The 19,789-nt window shown below is 62.4% G+C and carries 16 protein-coding genes and 1 tRNA gene; 12 read left to right on the top strand and 5 right to left on the bottom strand.

The genetic code is table 11. The features are described 5' to 3' along the window. The first annotated feature begins 46 nt into the window (after nucleotides 1–46). From der to F0M17_RS05910, 5 genes are all read left to right on the top strand, one after another. Nucleotides 47–1,579 carry a ribosome biogenesis GTPase Der gene (der, locus tag F0M17_RS05890; protein ID WP_149596652.1) on the top strand — a complete coding sequence of 511 codons (1,533 nt, stop codon included), beginning with the start codon at nucleotides 47–49 and terminating at the stop codon, nucleotides 1,577–1,579. A 101-nt stretch (nucleotides 1,580–1,680) separates the two neighbouring features. Further along, a tRNA-Pro gene (locus F0M17_RS05895) sits at nucleotides 1,681–1,757 on the top strand. A gap of 99 nt (nucleotides 1,758–1,856) precedes the next feature. After that, nucleotides 1,857–2,699 (top strand): PhzF family phenazine biosynthesis protein, encoded by an 843-nt coding sequence (locus F0M17_RS05900; protein ID WP_149596653.1) that lies wholly within the window; start codon nucleotides 1,857–1,859, stop codon nucleotides 2,697–2,699. A 205-nt stretch (nucleotides 2,700–2,904) separates the two neighbouring features. After that, nucleotides 2,905–4,611, top strand: a complete 1,707-nt coding sequence (gene abc-f, locus F0M17_RS05905; RefSeq protein WP_149596654.1) for a ribosomal protection-like ABC-F family protein — start codon at nucleotides 2,905–2,907, stop codon at nucleotides 4,609–4,611. Nucleotides 4,612–5,036: 425 nt separating this feature from the next. After that, a complete protein-coding gene (locus F0M17_RS05910) occupies nucleotides 5,037–6,926 on the top strand; it encodes an FAD-binding monooxygenase (RefSeq protein ID WP_149596655.1) in 1,890 nt (629 codons plus the stop codon). A gap of 245 nt (nucleotides 6,927–7,171) precedes the next feature. Here F0M17_RS05910 and F0M17_RS05915 read toward each other — a convergent pair whose 3' ends face one another. Next, entirely contained in the window at nucleotides 7,172–7,534 is a 363-nt protein-coding gene (locus F0M17_RS05915; protein ID WP_038990346.1) for a DUF488 domain-containing protein, read from the bottom strand. 266 nt (nucleotides 7,535–7,800) lie between these two features. Here F0M17_RS05915 and F0M17_RS05920 point away from each other — a divergent pair, with 266 nt between their 5' ends. From F0M17_RS05920 to F0M17_RS05935, 4 genes are all read left to right on the top strand, one after another. Continuing rightward, on the top strand, nucleotides 7,801–8,253 hold the full coding sequence (locus F0M17_RS05920) for an FHA domain-containing protein (protein ID WP_038990347.1): 453 nt from the start codon (nucleotides 7,801–7,803) through the stop codon (nucleotides 8,251–8,253). A gap of 74 nt (nucleotides 8,254–8,327) precedes the next feature. Further along, on the top strand, nucleotides 8,328–9,083 hold the full coding sequence (locus F0M17_RS05925; protein ID WP_246857142.1) for a MerR family transcriptional regulator: 756 nt from the start codon (nucleotides 8,328–8,330) through the stop codon (nucleotides 9,081–9,083). Between the two features lie 40 nt (nucleotides 9,084–9,123). Next, a complete protein-coding gene (locus F0M17_RS05930) occupies nucleotides 9,124–9,606 on the top strand; it encodes a bifunctional nuclease family protein (RefSeq protein ID WP_038990348.1) in 483 nt (160 codons plus the stop codon). Nucleotides 9,607–9,848: 242 nt separating this feature from the next. Then, nucleotides 9,849–10,442 (top strand): MerR family transcriptional regulator, encoded by a 594-nt coding sequence (locus tag F0M17_RS05935; protein ID WP_038990350.1) that lies wholly within the window; start codon nucleotides 9,849–9,851, stop codon nucleotides 10,440–10,442. 105 nt (nucleotides 10,443–10,547) lie between these two features. Here the strand turns inward: F0M17_RS05935 and F0M17_RS05940 are convergent, their stop codons facing one another. Then, nucleotides 10,548–11,363: a ParA family protein gene (locus tag F0M17_RS05940; protein ID WP_149596656.1), complete on the bottom strand. Its 816-nt coding sequence runs from the start codon at nucleotides 11,361–11,363 to the stop codon at nucleotides 10,548–10,550. Nucleotides 11,364–11,714: 351 nt separating this feature from the next. Between F0M17_RS05940 and F0M17_RS05945 the strand changes: the two genes are divergently transcribed. Next, nucleotides 11,715–15,167, top strand: a complete 3,453-nt coding sequence (locus tag F0M17_RS05945) for a pyruvate carboxylase (RefSeq protein ID WP_073707674.1) — start codon at nucleotides 11,715–11,717, stop codon at nucleotides 15,165–15,167. A gap of 100 nt (nucleotides 15,168–15,267) precedes the next feature. After that, a complete protein-coding gene (locus F0M17_RS05950) occupies nucleotides 15,268–15,810 on the top strand; it encodes a hypothetical protein (RefSeq protein WP_038990352.1) in 543 nt (180 codons plus the stop codon). Here the strand turns inward: F0M17_RS05950 and F0M17_RS05955 are convergent. The 3 genes from F0M17_RS05955 to F0M17_RS05965 all read right to left on the bottom strand — a co-directional run bounded on the left by F0M17_RS05955 (nucleotide 15,783) and on the right by F0M17_RS05965 (nucleotide 18,915). After that, on the bottom strand, nucleotides 15,783–17,594 hold the full coding sequence (locus tag F0M17_RS05955; protein ID WP_149596657.1) for a long-chain fatty acid--CoA ligase: 1,812 nt from the start codon (nucleotides 17,592–17,594) through the stop codon (nucleotides 15,783–15,785). The genes F0M17_RS05950 and F0M17_RS05955 overlap by 28 nt on opposite strands. Before the next feature lie 113 nt (nucleotides 17,595–17,707). Beyond that, nucleotides 17,708–18,142 carry a hypothetical protein gene (locus F0M17_RS05960; RefSeq protein WP_149596658.1) on the bottom strand — a complete coding sequence of 145 codons (435 nt, stop codon included), beginning with the start codon at nucleotides 18,140–18,142 and terminating at the stop codon, nucleotides 17,708–17,710. Further along, complete coding sequence (locus tag F0M17_RS05965) at nucleotides 18,139–18,915, bottom strand: carboxylesterase (RefSeq protein WP_168201963.1); 777 nt, start codon at nucleotides 18,913–18,915, stop codon at nucleotides 18,139–18,141. The genes F0M17_RS05960 and F0M17_RS05965 overlap by 4 nt, the downstream gene beginning before the upstream one ends. 133 nt (nucleotides 18,916–19,048) lie before the next feature. Between F0M17_RS05965 and F0M17_RS05970 the strand changes: the two genes are divergently transcribed. After that, on the top strand, nucleotides 19,049–19,720 hold the full coding sequence (locus F0M17_RS05970; RefSeq protein ID WP_066137548.1) for a 1-acyl-sn-glycerol-3-phosphate acyltransferase: 672 nt from the start codon (nucleotides 19,049–19,051) through the stop codon (nucleotides 19,718–19,720). Nucleotides 19,721–19,789: the final 69 nt, after the last annotated feature.

Genomic DNA, 19,789 nt, shown 5'->3' on the forward strand with positions numbered 1-19,789 from the left:
CTCGGCGAGAGCCGATGAAGATTACGATCGCTGTGAAGGGAATATCATGAGCGAGAACAACTCCACCCACGACGAGGAATACATCCCCGTTGGAGACGACGATATCGCCGAGCGCCTGGCCGAACTGAGCGAGGAAGAGGCTGCGGTTCGCGCCCAGGCTCTGCTCAGCGGACTGGAAGACTACGAACTGGACGAAGAGGACTCCGCCCTGCTTGCAGGACTGGACTCCTTCGATGACGATGATGAAGACGTCGTCATCCCGCCGGTCCTGGCTGTTATCGGACGCCCCAACGTGGGCAAGTCCACCCTGGTCAACCGCATCCTCGGCCGCCGCGAAGCGGTCGTGGAGGACACCCCGGGCGTGACCCGCGACCGCGTGTCCTACTCCGCCGAGTGGATGGGCCGCCCATTCACCATCGTTGATACCGGTGGCTGGGAGCATGATGCCAAGGGCATCCACGCTTCGGTGGCCGACCAAGCAGAAATCGCCGCCGACGTGGCCGACGCCATCCTCTTCGTGGTCGACTCCCATGTGGGAGCAACCGCAACCGATGAGGCTGTGGTGAAGATGCTGCGCAAGAAGGGCAAGCCGGTCTTCCTGGTAGCCAACAAGGTCGATGACTTCAACCAGGAAGCCGAAGCCGCCGTGCTTTGGGGCCTGGGCTTCGGCCAGCCATGGCCAGTCTCGGCCCTGCACGGCCGCGGCACCGCCGACCTGCTGGACGCTGTCATGGAGAAGCTGCCGGTCCACTCGGCCTTCGGCGGCATGATCCCCTCGGGCGGTCCGCGCCGCGTTGCGCTGATCGGCCGTCCGAACGTGGGCAAGTCCTCGCTGCTGAACAAGGTGGCCGGCTCCGAGCGCGTGGTGGTCGACGACTACGCCGGCACCACCCGCGACCCGGTAGACGAACTGGTTGAGCTGGGCGGCGAAGTCTGGCGCTTCGTGGATACCGCAGGCATCCGCCGCCGCCAGCACATGGCCGTCGGCTCGGACTACTACGCGTCGCTGCGCACCCAGACCGCGCTGGAAAAGGCCGAGGTCGCAGTGATCCTGCTGGCCGCCAACGAGACCATTTCCGAGCAGGACGTGCGCATCATCCAGCTGGCCATCGAGGCCGGCCGCGCGATGGTCATCGTCTACAACAAGTGGGATGAGGTGGACGAGGACCGCCGCTACTACCTTGAGCAGGAGATCGAGCGCGACCTGGCCCATATCGAATGGGCCCCGCGCGTGAACATCTCGGCGAAGACCGGCTGGCACAAGGACAAGCTCGTTCCCGCGCTGAATACCGCGCTGGAATCCTGGGACAAGCGCATCCCGACCGGCAAGCTGAATGCCTTCCTGGGCGAGCTTGTCGCGGCCCACCCGCACCCGGTGCGCGGCGGCAAGCAGCCACGCATCCTGTTCGGCACCCAGGCCTCGGCCCGCCCGCCGCGCTTCGTGCTGTTCACCACCGGCTTCCTGGATCCGGGCTACCGCCGCTTCATCACCCGCCGGCTGCGCGAAACCTTCGGTTTCGAGGGCAGCCCGATCGAAGTTTCGATGCGAATCCGCGAACGCCGCGGGCGCAATCGCTAAATTTCGAATTTAGCCCTTCACTTGGTGTAGGCTAATGGAGGAGCTTTTCGCAGACGGCACCCTTGGTTCTCACGACTTGGGGATAACGGCTGCGAGGGCATCGGGCTATGGCGCAGCTTGGTAGCGCGCCTCACTGGGGGTGAGGAGGCCGTGGGTTCAAATCCCGCTAGCCCGACCAACCGATCGGAAAACCCCGTCGAGATGACTTCTCGGCGGGGTTTTGCCGTGCCCGCCCGCAATTGCGCATCCCGCGCCCGAACATCCGGAGGATGGTCCAATGCAACGCAGATTCCAGCAGGTCGATGTCTTCAGCACCGTCCCGTACAAGGGCAACCCCTTGGGTGTGGTGCTCGATGGCGACGGGCTGGAGGACGAAGCGATGCGCAACTATTCGCTGTGGTCCAACCTCTCGGAGGCCACCTTCATCCTGCCGGCACGCCACGTGCAGGCCGACTACCGGTTCCGGATCTTCGCCCGCGACCGCGAATACCCGTTTGCCGGCCACCCGGCCCTGGGCACTGCACGCGCCTGGCTGCAGGCCGGGGGAGTGCCGCGCGACCCGAAGCAGCTGATCGCCGAATGCGGTGCCGGGCTGGTGCCGATCAGGATCGACGGCGAGCTGCTGTCCTTCGCCTCGCCGCCGGCGACGCGCACCGGCGCGATCGGGCAGCAGGAACTGGCGGAAATGCTGCAGATCCTGGGCATCGGCACGGAGCAGGTGGTGGACGCGCAATGGGTGGACAACGGCCCAGGCTGGGCCGCTATCCTGCTGCAGGATGCGCAGCAGGTCCTGGAGATCTCGGCGCAGGCTCCGCAGCGGTTCGGCCGCTGGAAGATCGGGGTCCTTGGCGCGTTGCCACCCAGTACGCCAGGCGGGGGCTTCGAGGTGAGGGCGCTGACCATCGAAAACGGCGCAGTGCGCGAGGATCCGGTCACCGGGAGCCTGAATGGCGCGGCCGCGCAATGGCTGATCGACGCCGGGCATGCCGCCGCGCCGCTGGTCAACCGGCAGGGCGCCAAGGGGGGACGCGATGGAGAAGTGCATTTGGAGATGGCCGACGGGCAGCTCTGGGTGGGCGGCGCCACGAATGTGCTCATCGAAGGCAATATCGATCTCTAGCCGCACGAGCCTTGCCAGCACCGAACCCAGAGCATTAGCCTTGGACGATGGGCACGATAATTCTTGGGATCCATTTCCTCTAGGCGCCAGCCAGCGTTGAGCTCTGCTTCGCTGCCGCCAAGTCCTCGGCACCTGCGAGTGCCTCCAACCACCAGCACCGAAGCCTGCTCCGGCGGGCGGAACCGGTGCGAGGCAGGAATGACCCATGACCCACTCCCGGAATGTGCGCCCCTCCGATCGGCGCGAGCAAGACACCGAACCGGATTACGTCTGCTTGTTGCAGGACATCGCGGTCAGCTTCGGCGAACGAGATGTCCTCGCCGGCATCGAACTGTCCATTTCCGCTACCGATCGCATCGCCGTGCTTGGCGATAATGGTTCGGGCAAATCTACGCTGATGCGTGTCATCGCCGGAAATCTGGCACCCGACCGCGGGCAGCGCACGATGAACGCGCCCGGCGCCGTGGCCTATGCGGCGCAGAACCCGCGCTTCGCGCAAGCGATGAGCGTGCAGCACGTGATCGACTCCTACCACCAGCGCTTCCGCGAACTGGAAACCTTGATGCGCGTCATATCCAATAGGCTCGACGATGCCCCGGAGGATCAGGCCCAACGGCTCCTGCAGCAGCTGCAGAAAGTTACCGATCTGTACGAAGCCGCCGACGGCTATTCGCTGGCGCCGCGCCTGGACAGCGCGCTGGAGCAGCTGGGGCTGGGGCAGATGGACCGGCAACGACCCGTTGCGCAGCTATCCGGCGGGCAATCCTCGCGACTCGCCCTGGCCTGCGTGCTGTGCTCCGGTGCGCAATTGCTTCTGCTGGATGAACCGACGAACGACCTTGACGAGACAGCCATGAACTGGCTGGAGCGGACCATCGACAAGCACCGCGGCGCCCTGGTGCTGATCAGCCACGACCGGATGTTCCTCAAGCGCTTCGCCCGGTCCATCATCGAGGTCAGCGATGGCCAGCTCGCGCACTACGGCAACGGCTATGACGGTTACCTGCATGCCAAGGAGCAGGAGAGAACCGCAATCCGCGTGGCTTATGAGAATTGGGTCCAGGAGTATGAGCGTTCGCAGAATCTGGTCGACAAGTACGCTTCGCGCGTTGCCGCCATCCCGCGCAAGCAGGAGAAGGCAGGTTTCGGGCACGGCAATTTCCGTGCCCGCGATTCCAGCCACGGCTCGACTTCGAAGATTCGCCAAGCCAAGTCGCGTATCGAGGAACTCGAAACCCACCGTGCCCCTGAGCCTGCCGCCGAATTGGCATTCGTCATGCCTAGCGGCGGCGAAGGCCAGCACAGCGGTGAAACCCTGCTGAAGGTGATGAACGCGCAGCGCAGCATCGCGCCGAAACTGTCCACCGGCAGCTTCGAAATCAAGCTCGGTGAGCGTTGGCTGGTCACCGGCTCCAACGGCGCTGGCAAATCTACGTTGCTGAAGATGCTTGCCGGCGAACTGGAATGCACCGCGGGGCGGATCGAGCGCGCTGCTCACCTGCACTGCGCTTGGCTGCGCCAGGACATCGGGATCCTTCCTGGCGACAGCCTGATCGAAGCTTTCGCCTCGGCCACCAGCCAGTACGTCCAGGATGCTGGTGCGTCCTTGGCCAAGCTTGGCTTGTTTGCGCCGCAGGATTTCCTGCGGCATCCCATGGCGCTGTCGGTGGGCCAGCGCCGCCGCTTGGAACTGGCCGTTGCGGTCAGCACCAAGGCGCAGGTGCTGCTTCTCGACGAGCCGACAAACCATCTTTCCCCGGCCCTGGTCGAGCAGCTGGAAGCCGCACTGGTGGATTACCCGGGCACCGTGATCACGGTGAGCCATGACCGGCGATGGCAGCAGAAAATGCGCGAGCACGCGGTAGTTCATCGCCTCTCAGTCTCAGCCGGACGCGTCGAGCTGGTTAAGTAGCCCTCTGCCAGCCAGCATCTGCCACTCAAGCCGCCGTTTCGATTCTCCGGTTCGCGGCCCGAACCGCCGACGAACGTGCCGCGGGGTGGGCACGGCTCAGCTGCAATCCAATTCATCCGCTGCTTGCTGCCAGCTGCACAGTCCCGGCTCCCGGGTGGTCTGCGCAAAGGCCAGCAGTGCACCGAGCGCTCAAGTGCAGTTCGAACCTCCATGAACAACAAGTACTGGAGTCTGCTGGCGCGCAGTGGGAGCATCTGCAGCAAAGGGCATCAAGCGACCCGAGCGCGTGGGGTGCCGCCTACGTCCGCTTGTGTGTGAGCTCACAGATCGTATATGATTAATGTGCGATAAAAGATCATGGAGTTCTAATATCGAACAAGTAGCGTATTGACTGAGGTCATCAGAGGGAATTGGGGGATGAAACGGTGCAGTTTCACCACAACGGATACATTTCGGCAGATCCACGAGTGCAGCCAGCTGCTGGTGCGGGCGTAAATCGTCCCGCCGAGCTGCCGGATGAAATGGATGTGCTGATCGTCGGCGCCGGTCCCGCCGGGATCATCACCGCCGCCCAGCTGTCCCAATTCCCTGATGTGCACACCCGCATCATCGACCGGCGCCCGGGCCGGCTGGAAATCGGCCAGGCCGACGGAATCCAGTCGCGCACCGTCGAGACCTTCCAGGCCTTCGGCTTTGCCGAGCGCATCACCGCCGAGGCCTATATCATCAAGGAAACCACCTTCTGGAATCCCGACCCGGCAAACCCGGAGCGGATCATCCGCACCGACCGCACCCCCGATGACCCAACGGGTGTCAGCGAATTCCCGCACCTCGTCGTCAACCAGGCTCGAGTCATCGACTACTTCGCTGAATTCGCCGCGAACTCGCCAGCCCGCACCGTCCCGGACTACGGCTGGGATTTCAAGGAACTGGTCGTCGAAGACGGCGAGGAGTACCCCGTCAAGGTCACCCTGATCGGTTGCACGGATGGCAACGAGGGCATCGAGCGCGTAGTGCGGGCCAAGTATGTGGTCGGTTCCGACGGGGCCCGTAGCAATGTCCGCCGCTCAATTGGCGCGAAGCTCTCGGGCGATAAGGCCAACCACGCCTGGGGTGTCATGGATACCCTGGCGCTGACCAACTTCCCGGACGTGCGCACCAAATGCGCCATCCATTCCAAGGCCGGCTCGATTCTGCTGATCCCGCGCGAGGGCGGGCAGCTCTTCCGCCTCTACGTCGACCTCGGCGAAGTTCCGGAAGGGAATAACGGCAAGGTCCGCGAGACCCCGCTGGAAGAAATCATCGAGCGCGCCAAGGCGATCCTGAATCCATACACCCTGGAGGTCAAGGACGTTGCGTGGCACAGCGTGTACGAAGTGGGCCACCGACTGGCCGACCGCTTCGACGATGTAGCGGTCGAGGAAATCGGCACCCGCGAACCGCGCGTGTTCATCACCGGCGATGCCTGCCACACGCACTCGGCCAAGGCAGGCCAGGGCATGAACGTGTCCATGCAGGACGGCTTCAACCTGGCCTGGAAGATCGGCTACGTGCTCTCCGGCCGGGCTCCGGAAAGCCTGCTTCGCACCTACTCGGAGGAACGCAAGGTGATCGCCAAGGACCTGATCGACTTCGACAAGAAGTGGTCCTCCATCATGGCCGCCTCGCCCGAGGAGCTCGAAGGCCAGGAAGGCGTTGCCGAGTTCTACGTGCGCACAGCCGAATTCCCTGCGGGCTTCATGACCGAGTACCCGCAGTCGTCGCTGACCGCGGGCAAGGACTACCAGGAACTGGCTGCCGGCTTCCCTATGGGCAAGCGCTTCCGCTCCTCGCAGGTCATGCGCTTGGCCGATGCCAATCCGAAGCACCTGGGCCACCACCACCGGGCCGATGGCCGCTACCGCATCTACGTCTTCGCAGACCAGCTGCCAATCGGGCAGTCGCAGAAGATTGCCGACCTGTCGAGCTGGCTGCTGGAGGACGAGCGGTCGCCGCTGGTGCGCTTCACCCCGAAGGGCGCCGACACCGATGCGCTGTTCGACATCAAGGTCGTCTACCAGCAGGACTACACCACGATGAACGTCAACGACGCGCCCAAGGTGTTCCGTCCGAACATCGGGGACTTCGGACTCATGGATTACGAGAAGGTCTACACCACGCGGGAAGGCTCAGATATCTTCGAGGAGCGCCAGATCTCCCGCGATGGCGCGATCGTGATTGTCCGTCCGGACATGTACGTAGCCAGCATCCTGCCGCTGGACGCTACCGAAGAGCTGGCCGGCTTCTTCGAACCGATCCTGCTCGATCAGCGCTAAGCAGTGCGCTGACTTCCGGCACCTAGAATAACGATGGCACCGCGAATATCTCGCGGTGCCATCGGCATCTTGCTGGAGTCGGTCGCGGCGTCAAGTCCGGAATATTTGCTGGGCTGGCGCGGTTGTACCACTAGGACAGGGCTATTCGACGAAAGGTGCCACGGTGGGCGGGGAATTCAGCTTCGATCTTCAGCAGGTTGTCGCTTCGGACATGGTGTGCGCCGACGGCGTGTGCTTCGTGCCTCCTACGGAGCAGACAGCTGATCCAGCAGATAGTCACGCAACACCATCGCGTGATTAGCCTGCTCATCCTTCGCTCCGTAGACGAAGGTGACCACTGGATGCTGGGAGAGTAATTCCAGGAAATCGTCGACTGCGGGATTCTGGTTCAGTTCGGTGCGATAGTGCTGCGCGAATTCATCAAAGCGGGCGGGGTCATGATCCCAGCCCTTGCGCAGCTCGGTGCTCGGCGCAATGCCCTTGGCCCAGTGATCCAGCTGGAGCACCGCCTTGCTTTGCCCGCGCGGCCAGAGCCTGTCAACCAGAATCCTGTAGCCATCCTCGGCGCTGGGCGCTGCGTATGCCCGCTTGAGCAGTATTTTCGTCATGATTCACCTGAAAGTTCCTGATATGGCCTTGCATCGATTTCATCTGTGCGAAAAGATCGAAGTGTTGGCGATCCCAGTGCATCTTCTTCTCTAATGGCATCATGCCACACTGGCCATCCGGCGCATCGGAAAATATGTACTTTCTGTTATCACTTGGGCAGTGAGTAGGCTAATCTGTAAATAGTTTGGTAATACTGACTGTGCCAACGTAGAACACAAGGTCGTCACGCACGAACTGTAAGCAGAATTTTCTGGAGGACCCCACAATGTCGGAACATCGGCCGGTTGACCCGCACAACGAGTCTGCCTCTGAGACGACCAATATCGCTCTTCCTGGGGCGCACAAGGGTGCTGAACCTTCGGTCATCTACACCCTGAGTGAAGATGAGAAAAACGCAGTTAACGCCCTTCCAGCTGGTTCTGCGCTGCTTATCGCCCATTCAGGACCGAATAAGGGCGCACGTTTCCTGCTGGACACCGACGAGAGCATCGCAGGCCGGCATCCGAACGCCGATATCTTCCTGGATGACGTAACCGTTTCGCGTCGTCACGCCAAGTTCTCCCGTACTGGCGAGCGCTTCACCCTCAGCGACATCGGATCGCTCAACGGCACCTACATCAACGGCGACCGCATCGATGAAATCCCTTTGAGCACCGGCGTGCAAGTTCAGATTGGCAAATTCCGCCTGAATTTCTACCAAAGCGTTCCCAACCTTTAAACTGGTAGAGTTCGAGGTTTTGTCCGCCGGCGTCTGGCACGCCGACATATCCATACATCCGAGGTGTAGACCCTTTGCCGATCTTTGACGCAGCCCGCAGCCCACGACTCGAGGCACCACGCCACGAGGCCGTCCGGCAGGCCGCGCTGAATATCGGCGAAGTGCTCTCGGAACTCAAGGATGAATTCCCGCGCGTCACCGCTTCCAAGATCCGTTTCCTGGAAGACAAGGGTTTGATCATCCCGCAACGCACCTCAGCCGGATACCGGAAGTACTCCGCGTCGGACGTGAGCCGCTTGCGTTTCATCCTGTCCGTGCAACGCGACCAGTACCTGCCTTTGAAGGTCATCAAGGACCACCTTGACTCGGTGGACCGCGGTGAAGCACCGGCGGCATTGCCTGGGGGAGCCCCGGTGGCTCCCAAGGCAGTCAACAACGACATGGCCGAGGCCGTGGAGCGAAAGGCCCGTTCGGTCTCCATGGCTGAGCTGCAGGGGCTGACCGGCGCCAGTGAGGATCTCATCGGCGAATTGATCAAGTTTGGCTTGATCGAACCGTTGGCTGGCCTGTTCGACGCCAGCAGCATCAAGGTCACCAAGTCGGCGGTACAGCTGGCCGGTCATGGCGTCGAGCCCCGCCATCTGCGGCAGTTCCGCACCGCGGCCGATCGCGAGTTCTCGCTGATCGAATCGATTGTCGGCAACGAACTGAAAAAGCCGGAAGTTTCCGCCCGCGCCCGTGCCGCGGAAGAGGCCCAGGAAATCTCCCGCCAGTGCCTGGAAATTCACGAAGCCCTAGTGCAACGTGCTATTTCCCAACTAGATCGCTAGGCTGAATTCCAACAGGAAACCACAACTCTAAGGGGCTAGCATGCTGGAACTGGAGTTTGCCGGGATCCGTATTCAACTGCCGGCGAATCAGCCGCTGCTGCTGCTCAAGTATCCAGAGCGGAATCTCTACCTGCCGCTGTGGATTGGCGCGCCCGAGGCTTCGGCCATTGCCATGTCCGAGCAAGGGCTCACACCGCCGCGTCCGATGACTCACGACCTGTTGATCAGCGTCATTGAAAGCATGGGCGTGAAACTTGAACGGATCGAAATCGTCTCGGTGCACAACGCCGTATTCGTCGCCGAACTCGTCCTCTCCAACGGCAAACGCGTGGATTCGCGTTCCTCTGATGCGGTGGCGCTGGCCGTGCGCGCGCAGTGCCCCATCATGTGCGCCGAGGATGTCCTGGAGGAAGCAGGAGTGGCGATCGAAAACGAGTCAGACGGCGAAGAAGCGCCCGAGGAGCAAATGCGGGAATTCCGGGAATTCTTGGACAACATTGATCCAGAAGATTTCTCCTCATAGAAATCGGACGTTTGGTTTCAGCGGAATACAGGCCTTGAATTGGGTAATTCCCGAAGCTCGCGCGACACGCCTTAAAGTTAAGCTTGAAGGTCTTTGACCATTAGGCATTATCGCCGTACCGTCTTTGCATAGGGACATTTAAATAGAGCTGTATTTTGATAGTCATCACTCGCATCTGCGCGGTTCTTATTCGGTCCCTGGATACTCGTTTAGGAACGTGCTGACACGCAAGGAGCAATTGGATGGAGTCTCGCCAGACTGGACCTCACTATGGGGTCGATGGTGGCACCAAGCAATCCAGTACCCAAGGGTTGCTCTTCACCGATGACCTGCCTGAGCTGGACGAGCATGCAGGCTACCGTGGTCCGATTGTGTGCAAGGCGGCAGGCATCACCTACCGCCAGCTCGACTACTGGGCACGTACCGGCTTGGTGGAGCCAGCAGTGCGCGGAGCCAAGGGCTCTGGCAGCCACCGGCTCTACTCCTTCCGGGACATCCTCGTGCTCAAGGTCGTCAAGCGGTTGCTGGACACCGGAGTATCACTGCAGCAGATCCGTTCGGCTGTTTTGCATCTGCGTGAACGCGGTGTCGAGGATCTTGCCCAGATCACCCTGATGAGCGATGGCGCTTCGGTCTACGAATGCACGAGCGCCGATGAGGTCATCGACCTCGTCCAGAAGGGCCAAGGCGTGTTCGGCATCGCCGTGGGCCGCGTCTGGCGCGAGGTCGAAGGATCGCTGGCCCAGCTGCCATCTGAGAGCTCTGCGCAGCAGACCCTGCCTGAAGACGAGCTGGCTGCCCGTCGTGCCGCCAAGGCCGCTCGTAACGTCGGCTAAGCTCGGGACTGGAAACCAATACTTAAACTACTGGCCGGATCTTCCACGAAGGAAGATCCGGCCAGTAGTTTAAGTTCCAATTTCTCCAGATATCGTCCGGAGATCCTAGGTGTTGTTCGGGCCTGCGACAGACATGACTTCCTTGAGCAAGGCGTCGAACTGGGCCAGCATCGGAGCGGTGGCTTTCGAAGGCCACTGGTGCACCGAATACGCGGCGCCCTGGATCTGCTGCCACTCCGGGTGCTCGGGAATTTCGGGCTTGACCATGGAATCGCCGAACATCTGGCGCATTTCGCCCAAGCGGAAGGTGTGCTCTGCAGAATCCTTGCGGACCCGGTTGGCGACGACGTGTACCGGTCCCAAGGACGGAGCGAACTCGCGGCGGAACAGTTCCAATGCGCGCTGGGTGCGCTCGGTGCCGGCGACGGAGAACAGGCTGGGTTCTGCGACCAGCAGGAGCTGATCCGATGCGCTCCATGCCATGCGGGTCAGGCCGTTGAGCGATGGCGGGCAGTCGATGAGCACCAGCTGGTAACCGCTGGTGCGGCTCAGGAGCTGGGAGAGGCGGCGCAGGTCGCGGGTGCGCAGATCAGGGCGATCGTAGATTCCGGTGAAGGCGTCGCCAACAGCAACGTCGAGCACTGGAATGCGGGTGCGGGACTTCTTCTCTGCTGCCTTTGACTGCCAGGCGCTGGCGACAACCTGATCCTGCAGGCGGGCACGGCGAGCGTTCTTGAGCATCTGCCCAATTGGCTGCTTTCCGTTAGCCCGGACTCCGAGGCCAGTGCTGGCATCCGCATGGGGATCCAGGTCAATGACGAGAGTCGGAATGCCGGCGGCAAGTGCTGCTGAAGCCAATCCGAGTGTCACGGAGGTTTTTCCTACGCCACCCTTGAGGCTGCTGATGCTCACTACGTGCACGGACCAGACCACGCCTTTCACTGTTCGTTAGTTTAAACGTCCCACCGAATTTTTAGTCTCTCATCATCATAGTGTGCCGACCGGCGTTTCTCCGACTTTGCAACGTGAGTTTTTGCCATTAGGCACAAGTTGGTGATTAAAACTTCACAGCTCCAATTATTTCATGTGGTCTGACCACAAGATGAAATGTTTGGACGTTCTGGAGATTCCCCGTGTAGGGTATTTCACAGAAGTGGCAAATGCTTGCCGCTTTTCGAGACCCGACACGCTGGTATGGCGGGCAAGCACCTGGCGGAAACAGTCCCGAGGGTGCCGTTGTGCCAGCGTGTAATGATTCGATGTAGGGACACTATGTTTGAAAAGATCTTGGTCGCCAACCGCGGTGAGATTGCAATTCGTGCCTTCCGTGCCGGCTACGAGCTGGGCGCAAAGACCGTTGCTGTCTACCCACATGAAGATCGCAATTCGATCCACCGCCAGAAGGCCGCAGAGGCCTACCAGATCGGCGAAGAGGGCCATCCGGTCCGAGCCTACCTGGATATAGACGAGATTATCCGCGTTGCCAAAGAAGCCGGCGCGGACGCAATTTACCCGGGCTACGGATTCCTCTCGGAGAACCCCGACCTCGCCCGCGCTGCCGAAGCAGAAGGCATCAAGTTCATCGGTCCAAAGGCGGACGTGCTTGAACTGGCCGGCAACAAAGTCGCGGCACTGAAAGCAGCCCGCGAAGCAGGCATTCCGGTACTGGAATCCTCCGAGCCAAGCGACGACGTCGACTACCTGATCGCCGAGGCCGATCGCATCGGCTTCCCGATCTTCGTCAAGGCAGTAGCCGGCGGCGGCGGGCGCGGCATGCGCCGCGTCGACAAGCGCGAAGACCTGCCGGAACTGATGGGGGCGGCCATGCGCGAAGCCGGCACCGCCTTCGGCGATCCAACCGTCTTCCTGGAGCAGGCAGTGCTGCGTCCGCGCCACATCGAGGTGCAGATCCTCGCCGACGAGCAAGGCAACATCGTCCACCTGCATGAGCGCGACTGCTCGCTGCAGCGCCGCCACCAGAAGGTTGTCGAGATCGCTCCGGCACCGAACCTGGACGAGTCGATCCGCCAGGCGTTGTTCCGCGACGCCGTGAAGTTTGCCCAAACCCTGGGCTACCAGAACGCCGGTACCGTCGAATTCCTCGTCGATACCGTGGGCGAGCGCGCCGGTCAGCACGTCTTCATCGAGATGAACCCGCGCATCCAGGTGGAGCACACGGTGACCGAAGAAGTCACCGACATCGATCTGGTCCAGGCGCAGATGCGCATCGCCTCCGGCGAATCGCTGAAGGACCTGGGCATCAGCCAGGATGCAGTCCAGGTGCGTGGCTGGGCACTGCAGTCCCGCATCACCACCGAAGATCCGGCCAACGGCTTCCGTCCGGATGTCGGAACCATTACGGTGTACCGTTCGGCCGGCGGCTCGGGCGTACGCCTGGATGGCGGCACGATCTACACCGGTGCGGAGGTCTCGCCGCACTTCGACTCGATGCTGGTCAAGCTCACCTGCCGCGGCCGCGACTACGCCACCGCCGTGGCCCGCGCCCGCCGTGCGCTGGCCGAGTTCCGCGTGCGCGGCGTGGCCACCAACATCCCGTTCATCCAGAATGTGCTCAGCGACCCGCAGTTCCTGGCCGGTGATGTCGCTACCAACTTCATCGATTCCCGTCCGGATCTGCTTACCGGCAACGAGTCCCAGGACCGCGGCACCAAGGCGCTGAACTACCTGGCCCATGTCACGGTGAACCAGCCCAATGGCAGCCGTGTCGAGGGCATCGACCCGCGTAAGAAGCTTCCCGCGTTCCCGGGCGACAAGTCCGACGAGCCGGAGCGTTCGCCATTCGACGGCCCATCGAAGTCTGCCGCACCGGTTGATGGCTGGCGCCAGAAGCTGCTGGAGCTGGGCCCCGAGGGCTTTGCCAAGGCGCTGCGCGACTCGAAGGCGGTGGGCATCACCGATACCACCTTCCGCGACGCGCACCAGTCGCTGCTGGCCACCCGCGTGCGTACCCGCGACCTGCTCGCCGCCGCTCCGGCCTACGCGCACAACGTGCCGCAGCTGTTCTCCATGGAGGTCTGGGGCGGTGCCACTTACGATGTGTCCCTGCGATTCCTGGGCGAGGATCCATGGAAGCGCCTGGAGCTGCTGCGCGCCGAGCTGCCGAACATCCCGCTGCAGATGCTGCTGCGCGGACGCAACACCGTGGGCTACACCCCATACCCGACCGAGGTAACCGACGCGTTCGTGAAGGAAGCAGCCTCCGCCGGCATCGACATCTTCCGCATCTTCGACGCGCTGAACGATGTCTCGCAGATGGCCCCGGCCATCAAGGCAGTGCGCGAAACCGGCACCGCGGTCGCCGAAGTGGCCCTGTGCTACACCGGCAACCTGCTGGATGCCAACGAGAAGCTGTACACCCTGGACTACTACCTGGACCTGGCCCAGCAGATCGTCGATGCCGGTGCGCACATCATCGCGATTAAGGACATGGCAGGCCTGCTGCGCCCGGCCGCTGCCACCAAGCTGGTGACCGCGCTGCGCGAACGCTTCGACCTGCCGGTGCACCTGCACACCCACGACACCTCCGGCGGCCAGCTGGCAACCCTGATGGCTGCCATCGATGCCGGCGTCGACGCCGTGGACGTGGCCAGCGCGGCCATGGCGGGCACCACCTCGCAGCCTTCGGCGTCCGCACTGGTTGCGGCGCTGGAATTCACCGAACGCGATCCGGGCCTGTCGCTGGATGCAGTGGCGTCGCTCGAACCGTACTGGGAAGCAGTGCGCGCGATGTACAGGCCATTCGAATCCGGACTGCCGGCGCCGACCGGCCGTGTCTACCAGCATGAGATTCCTGGCGGCCAGCTTTCGAACCTGCGCCAGCAGGCCATCGCGCTGGGCCTGGGCGAGCGTTTCGAAGCCATCGAGTCGATGTACGCTTCGGTCAACGACATGCTCGGCAACGTGGTGAAGGTTACCCCGTCATCCAAGGTCGTCGGCGACCTGGCCCTGCAGCTGGTCGGCTCCGGCGTGCCCGCCGCGGACTTCGAAGCGAACCCGCAGAACTACGACATCCCGGATTCGGTCATCCAGTTCCTCTCGGGCGAGCTGGGCAACCCTCCAGGCGGATGGCCAGAGCCATTCCGCACGAAGGCGCTGCAGGGACGCAACGTCAAGGCCCGTATCGAGGACCTCTCGGCGGAAGACGCGGCGGCGCTGAAGTCGGATTCGGAGACGATCCGCGGCACCCTGAACCGGCTGCTCTTCGCAGGCCCAACCCGCGACTTCGAGAAGTCGGTGGAGAACTACGGCGATTTGTCCGTGCTGCACACCCGCGACTACCTCTACGGCCTGGTTCCAGGCATCGAGCATGTCATCTCGCTGGGCACCGGCGTCCGACTGCTCGTCCGGCTGGTATCGGTGTCGGAAGCTGACGAGAAGGGCCTGCGCACCGTCGTGGTCAACCTCAACGGCCAGTCCCGCCAGGTCAGGGTCCGCGATGAATCGGTGGAATCCACCGTGAAGTCCGCGCCGAAGGCCGACCCTAACGACAAGGGCCATGTCGCCGCACCATTCGCCGGAGCCGTGACGGTCAACGTCAAGGTCGGCGACTTGGTCGAGGCCGGCCAGTCGGTAGCCACCATCGAAGCCATGAAGATGGAGGCAGGCATCACCGCCAACACCGGCGGCGTGGTCAGCCAGGTAACCCTGAACGGCACCAGCCAGGTGCAGGGCGGTGATCTGCTGCTGGTCATCGAACCGAAGTAGCACCCGCCGTACCCGGAGCGCAGGGGCTCGCGACCACGGTTGCGGGCCCCTGCGCTCTGCCGCAAATGATCGTGTGAACCAACTAGCTGAAGGAGCAGGGATGCGCGCACACAAGACGAAGCCCGGGGCTGCGCCCGAGGAGTTGAAGCAACAAGTTGCCGAGCTGGGATCCAGGATCCTGCCCATCTCGGTACTGGTCTTCACCCTCGACACGCATCTGCCATTTTGCGAAATTGCCGAGCACTTGGCCGAGCAATTCGGCGAGCTGGAGTGCCAGGCCACGGTAGCCACGGCCGGGCCGCAGCGCGTGCAATCGGTGAGGGAAGGCAAATTCACCGGTGTGAACGTGCTGGTGGCGGTGGGGGATACCAGCGCCGAATCCGAAGACCGGTTGATGGAACTGGTGGAATGGCTGCTGGCCAATGGCCGCAAGGAGCTTGCCGCGAACCTGATCTACGCGGTGCTCGGCCACGAGCACCAGAACCACCCTGCCCCGGCGTTCAGCCGCGTGGTCCTGCCGCGCAGCTACTATGCCCGGACACAGCAAAGCGGCCTCAAGTTGCCTTGGGCCGCTTCAGCTCGCGAATCGTGGGAGCTGGCTCATGCTGTGCTGGATTATGCAGTGGGCTTGGGAGCCGAGTAGATCTGATCGATCACTGCTTCGTAGTCCTTGAGCACTACCGCACGCTTGATCTTCATCGAGGGAGTCAGATGGCCGGTTTCCTCGGTGAAGTCAGCGGGCACGATGCGGAAGGACTTGATTGCCTCTGCCTTGGAGACCGAGGCATTGGCCTTGTCGATTACCGCCTGCACGGTTTCGAGCACCTTCGGGTGGGTCGACAACTCCTCCAGCGACAGGTCCTTGTCCATCTGGTGGCGGGCCAGCCAGCCCGGCAGGGCTTCCTGGTCCAGGGTCACCAGGGCCGCAATGAACGACCGGCCCTCGCCGATGACGACGCATTGGGATACCAGCGCGTCGGCGCGGATCTGGTCCTCGAGCAGGGCAGGAACCACGTTCTTGCCGCCAGCGGTCACGATGATTTCCTTCTTGCGGCCGGTGATCTTCAAGAATCCATCGGCATCGAGCTCGCCGATATCCCCGGTGTGGAACCAGCCGTCGGTGAAGGTCTCGTCCTGGAGTTCCGGGCGGTTGCGGTAGCCGCGCATCACGCAGATGCCCTTGGCGAGGATCTCGCCGTCAGCGGCAATGCGCACGGCGTTGCCCGGCAGCGGCTTGCCGACGGTGCCGATCTTGATGCGGTCAAGCGTATTGACCGAAATCGGCGCGGTGGTTTCGGTCAGTCCGTAGCCTTCCAGAATGGTCACGCCCATCCCGTTGAAGAAATGGCCCAGGCGTTCGCCCAGCGGGCCGCCTCCGGAGACGGCATGGCGGATGTTGCCGCCCATGGCGGTGCGCAGCTTCTTGTAGAGCAGGGCGTCGAAGAGCTTATGCTTCAGATTCAGCGCCAACGGAACCTTGCCCTGCTGCGTGGCTTTGGAATACGCCACCGCGACGCTGACGCCGGCGTGGAAGATCTTGCCCTTGCCGCCGTCCTCGGCCTTGAGCATGGCCGAGTTGTAGACCTTCTCGAAGACGCGCGGCACGGCGAGGATGAAATTCGGCTTGAAGGACTGCAGGTCCTCGAGCAGGTGCTTGACGTCCGGGGTATGCCCGGTGCGGCAGCCGGCGGCCACGTTGACCACCGAGATGAAACGGGCGAATACGTGGGCCAGCGGCAGGAACATGATGGTCGATGCGCCCGGGTAGACGGCACCGGGCAAGGCAGCCACCGCATTCTCGGCCAGTTCCACGAAGTTGCCGTGGGTCAGCTCGCAGCCCTTGGGGCGGCCGGTTGTGCCAGAGGTGTAGATGATTGTGGCGACATCCTCCAGGGATGCGCCTGCCCGGCGGGTTTCGAGCAGCTGGTCATCGACGTTCTTGCCATCTTCGGAGAGCTGGTCCAGCCCGCCGTCGAACTGCCAGACATGATCCAGGGAATCGAGCTGCTCCTGATGGGCGGCGCGGCGCACGACCGCTTCTTGGGCGGTGGCCTCGACAACCACGGCCTTGGCGCCGGAATCCGAAACGATCCAGGCAACCTGGCTGGGGGAGGAGGTTTCGTAGATGGGAACGGTGATGCAACCGGCGAACCAGATGGCGAAGTCGACCAGTGTCCACTCGTATCGGGTCTTGGCCATCAGGGCGATCCTGTCGCCGGCCTCGATGCCGTTGGCGATGAAGCCCTTCGCGATGGCCCGGGCATCGGCAGCGAACTGCGAGGCAGTGACATCATTCCATGTTCCGTCGGCTCCCGGCTTGGAGAACAAGGCCGGGTTCGCCGCTGAATTCGCGTGGCGCAGCAGCAGATCGGTAATGTTCGACTGCTCTGGCGAATGAATGCGAATTGGCGAGCTGTATTCGCGCATCTGGTCTTCAACTCCTGAAACTTCGTGTGACCCCATTAGCAATTGCGGGTAATCCGCATCACATGTTTATTACTATAGAGTAACCTACGGTGGTTCGTGCTCAAAGCCGTTTTCTAGACTTGCGCCCCATCATCTCCCGGATCGCGTTCAGTGGGAAGACGTTTCAGCAAGTATGCGACTCCGAGCAGGGCGATGATTCCCAAACCGAAATAAATGAACGCCGGAGCCGAGCGGAAAAACAGCACACACAGCAGCAACCCCAGCGGGCCGCCAGCCGCGCCAGCCCAGGCGAGATTCAGCATCGGATCGCCAGAACCCAGTGCGGCGGGTGCTTCTGGAACGAACTCCTCGCCGGTGTCGTCGACTTCGTAGTCGCGTGGACCGCGAACCGCGGCAGGTCCGGTGTTGAACAGCTTCTCCAGCTGCGCCTTGCGCTCTTCGGCGCTGGGTTCGCGTGGTGCCGCGGCATCGAGCTGGCGGAAATTCTCGACCAGCTCATCCCATTGCGGGTCTTGCTGGTTCGAAGGATGGACATCATCTGGATTCATGCGCGTTCCTCCTTGCGCTTCTGCTCCCTGGCGGCCAGCTGCGCGAAGAAGCGGGCCGATTCATGGAAGATCTGCTCGGCATCGTAATCCAGCGTGGCCACATGCTTGGAGTGCAGGAGCATATGGTGCTCGGCCAAGGTGCCCGGGTTCAAGCCATCCACCAGTTCGCGCACCGATTGCTCCGAGACCACGTTGTCAACGGTGGACCGGAAGAGCTGCACCGGGGCGCTGACCAATTCCAGGCGGCGGCGGGTTTGGGCAAAGAGCGCGTGGAGTTCGGCTACTGCCGCTACCGGGGTGCGCGGGTAGGCCCCTTCATCGACGCCGCGCTTGGCAATGTCATTGCTGATCGGGGCGACAGTGCGCACGGCATGCTTGAGCCAACGGGTATAGGGCGCCAAGCGGGAGTCCACGACCAGTCCCGGGTTGACCAGCGACACGCCAGCCACGTTGCGCCGGGTCGCCAGATGCAGAGCCAGCGCGCCACCCATGGAAAGTCCGGCGACGAATACCTGCTGGTGGGTCCTGGCGAGCTCGTCGAACGCTTCTTCGGTGGCATGGATCCACTGGTCGTACCCTCGGCCGACCATGTCCTGCCACTGTGTGCCGTGGCCTGGCAAAAGCGGGACGTCAGTGTCAAACCCGGCCAGCTCCAGGGAATCCGCCCAAGGCCGCATGGCGACGGGGGAGCCGGTAAAACCATGGATCAAGAGCACTGCGTTGGAGCGCACGGGCTCATTGAGCGGAGTATTGCCTTCATCAATTTTCATCATGGTATCCTCCCGAATTCTGCCTACACCTCCGAGCGTAGTGCACAATTGAATGGTGCGGAGTGCGCTTCGACCAGCAAGGTCGCGGTTTCTCTTCCCGCGTAGCTGGTCAACTAGAAGAAGGACTTTTCCCGCCGTGCTGTACGACTTCCTCAAGCGTTTCGCTGTCCGGCCAATTATCCGAATTTTCTTCCGCGTCAAGATCCAGGGCATCGGCAATGTGCCGGAAACCGGCGCGGCAATCCTGGCTTCGAATCACTTGTCGGTGTGCGACTCGGTTTTCCTCCCCGCTGCGTTGGACCGCACCGTCATCTTCCTGGCCAAGGACGAGTACTTCAATGGCACCGGCATCAAAGGCAGGATCACCGCGTGGTTCTTCCGCAACATCAACCAGTTGCCCATGGACCGGTCGGGCGGGCAGAAATCGGCGGCCTCGCTGGCCAGCGCCAAGAAGGCGCTGGAGCAGGGACAGGTGCTGGGCATCTATCCCGAAGGGACGCGTTCTCCGGATGGCCGGTTGTACCGGGCCAAGCTCGGTGTCGCCAAGCTCGCCTTGGAGACCGGCGCACCGGTGATACCGATTGCGATGATCGGTACCGACAAGGTGCAGCCCATCGGCCAGAGCCTGCCGCATCCGGGAAAGGTCGGCATCAAGATCGGCAAGCCGCTGACCTTCGAGCACCTGGGCGGCCAGCCATCGAACCCCGAAACGCTCCGTGCCTGCGCCGACGAAATCCGCAAGGCGATCAATGTCCTCTCAGGCCAGAGCTACGTGGATATCTACGCACCGCGCAAAGCGAAGAAGTAGCAGCGCACCAGTGGCAGTGTTACGGCTCGTTGTTACATTCGTCGCGGTGCTTTGAGCCCACGCCACGTA

This window comes from Glutamicibacter sp. ZJUTW (assembly GCF_008370855.1).
In the GTDB taxonomy this organism is placed as follows: Bacteria; Actinomycetota; Actinomycetes; order Actinomycetales; family Micrococcaceae; genus Glutamicibacter; species Glutamicibacter nicotianae.